Genomic DNA, 2023 nt, shown 5'->3' with positions numbered 1-2023 from the left:
CGGCGATCTTCGCCTGCTCCGGAGTGACGACGTCCATGATCACGCCGCCCTTGAGCTGCTCGGCCATGCCACGCTTCACACGCGCGGTGCCGGTCAGTTCCTCGAGGGCCCAGGCTTCGTAGTCGACTGGCATGACTGCCTCCTGTTCCGGCCGCATTCGTGAACCGGCCTTCTGTCCGACCCCCAGCCTCCCGCCCCGCGTCCCTGGTCCACCGTCGTCCACCCGGGGGCCCTGGCGGAGGAACCGGCCCCCTCCGACCGGAGGACATCCCCGTACTGCTGCCGGCCGACCGCCGAGCCGGCGGCAGACCGCGCTCACGGACCTCGAGCACCCCGCGACGCCGGGATGATCCGAACGACACCCCCTAGCGGGCTCGGCCTCGGCGACGGTCCGGGGAAAGAGGTACGCGATCCGTTCCGGCGGGTCGGTTCCGCGGGGACCGCTCTGTGGCCTAGGGAGGTTCGGCCGGTGCGGGCCCGTACGCCAAAAAAGTTCGAGATTCCACCATTAGGCGGTTCGGCGCCGCTATAAACTCCACTGCACTTTGCTCGACACCAAAGGGGGGATTCCTTTGCGCGCACGTATCGCCACCTCAGCCATAGCCGTCGCCATCGCCGGCGTGTTCTTCAGCGCACCGGCCGCCTCGGCCGCGACGCTGCCGTCCACCAACACGGCCCACCACTGCGTCAGCCACACCACCGGTCTCTGCGGCTGGACGCACCACCAGAAGCCGAGAGACAAGTACGAGACGGCCAAGTGCTACGACGCGAGCGTTTCGTACTCGCGGCACTCGCAGGGCACCTGTTCTCACCACCACGGCGTCCACTACTGGTTCAAGTAGGCCGCACCAGCGGGGTCTCCTCCCCCTCGAACGGGAGAGGAGACCCCGCATTCCGTCGGCGCGGCTCAGCAGCCGCCGCAGTTGTAGTACAGGACGTCCCAGTGGCTTCCCTCGTCGGTGTAGACGTTGCCGGAAGCCGACGTCCACATCGGGTAACCGTCGCCTCTCAGGCCGGAGTAGCTGAACGTGTTCTTGATGTAGTTCCCGACGCAGGTGTACTTGCTGAGATCGAGCTTGTAGCCGTTCCAGTGGGAGTACGTGCCGGACGCGTGCCCGGCCTCGGTGCCGCCGGTGATGTTCAGGGCGCAGCCGCTGGCGCGCTTGAGGGTCTGGGCACCTTGGGCGGTGGCGAGGTTGAGCTGCTCGAACGAGGTACAGGTCGCGTTGTAGCGGTCCGAGCAGTTTCCGGAGGAGGACCAGGTGATGCCCACCGCGCGGAACATCTGGGTCGCGGTGGCCTGACTGATCTTGGTGACGGCGAAGGCGTCGGTGGCGGTGCCGAGGACCGCGACGCCGGGGGCGACGACGAGGGCGAGAGCGGTCAGTGCGGAGCGGACCTTCATGGGGAGCCTCCTGCGAATGGCCGTGCTTCTGACGGGGCGGCAGTGCAGGTGGTGCCACCAGATGATGCCAGAGCTCTACGCGCGTATGCCAGAGTGACGGCCGGGTCGCGGCCGCGTCGGACCTGCCGCGTACGCGGTACGTCCGCCATCACCGGGCGTGCCTGGCGGAGGCGCCCGAACTCCCCTGCGTCTCAGCCGCGTTGGCGGAGGTACGACTCCAGTTCCGCGGCCCCGGTCAGCATCGCCCGCCCGCGGGCGGACAGCCGGCCGTGCCAGTCGCGCAGTGCGGCCTCCAGCGGCTCCAGCCCGCCGGCCGCCCGCACCTGGGCGATCAGCGGTGAGATCTGCTCCAGCAGATAGCCGCCCCGCCTGAGCTGGTGGGCCAGCCGGGCGTCCCGTACGTCGGCCTCGTCGTAGACGCGGTACCCGGTCCGCGGGTCGCGGCGCGGGCGCACCAGCCCGGCGCTCTCCCATTTGCGCAGCGTCGCGGGCCGGATGCCGAGCCTCCCTGCCAGCGGTCCGATGAACGTGCCGCCGGACCCGGACAGCGCGTCGGGCCCGGACAACTGCGCCGCGGCAGGGCTGACCGTCACCCTGGTCGCGGCCGTCGAACGGGGC

At 69.8% G+C, this 2023-nt stretch carries 3 protein-coding genes and 1 pseudogene; 1 reads left to right on the top strand and 3 read right to left on the bottom strand.

Translation table 11 applies throughout. The features are described 5' to 3' along the window. Positions 1-133, bottom strand: a pseudogene (locus tag ACWEN3_RS45860) (hypothetical protein); the annotation flags it as partial. A gap of 439 nt (positions 134-572) precedes the next feature. Here ACWEN3_RS45860 and ACWEN3_RS45855 point away from each other — a divergent pair. Then, a complete protein-coding gene (locus tag ACWEN3_RS45855; protein ID WP_452984298.1) occupies positions 573-842 on the top strand; it encodes a DUF3761 domain-containing protein in 270 nt (89 codons plus the stop codon). 65 nt (positions 843-907) lie between these two features. Here the strand turns inward: ACWEN3_RS45855 and ACWEN3_RS45850 are convergent, their stop codons facing one another. Further along, positions 908-1405 (bottom strand): hypothetical protein, encoded by a 498-nt coding sequence (locus ACWEN3_RS45850; RefSeq protein ID WP_452984296.1) that lies wholly within the window; start codon positions 1403-1405, stop codon positions 908-910. Between the two features lie 191 nt (positions 1406-1596). Beyond that, positions 1597-2023, bottom strand: a 427-nt coding sequence (locus tag ACWEN3_RS45845) for a TioE family transcriptional regulator (protein WP_452984294.1), incomplete at its 5' end; no start/stop codon positions are given.

The organism is Streptomyces sp. NPDC004561 (genome assembly GCF_053602155.1).
This window is presented reverse-complemented; position numbering and strand designations above follow the sequence as displayed.

Coding starts and splice junctions, on each gene's coding strand:
- ACWEN3_RS45850 (WP_452984296.1), bottom strand. CDS start 1,405: ATGAAGGTCCGCTCCGCACTGACCGCTCTCGCCCTCGTCGTCGCCCCC.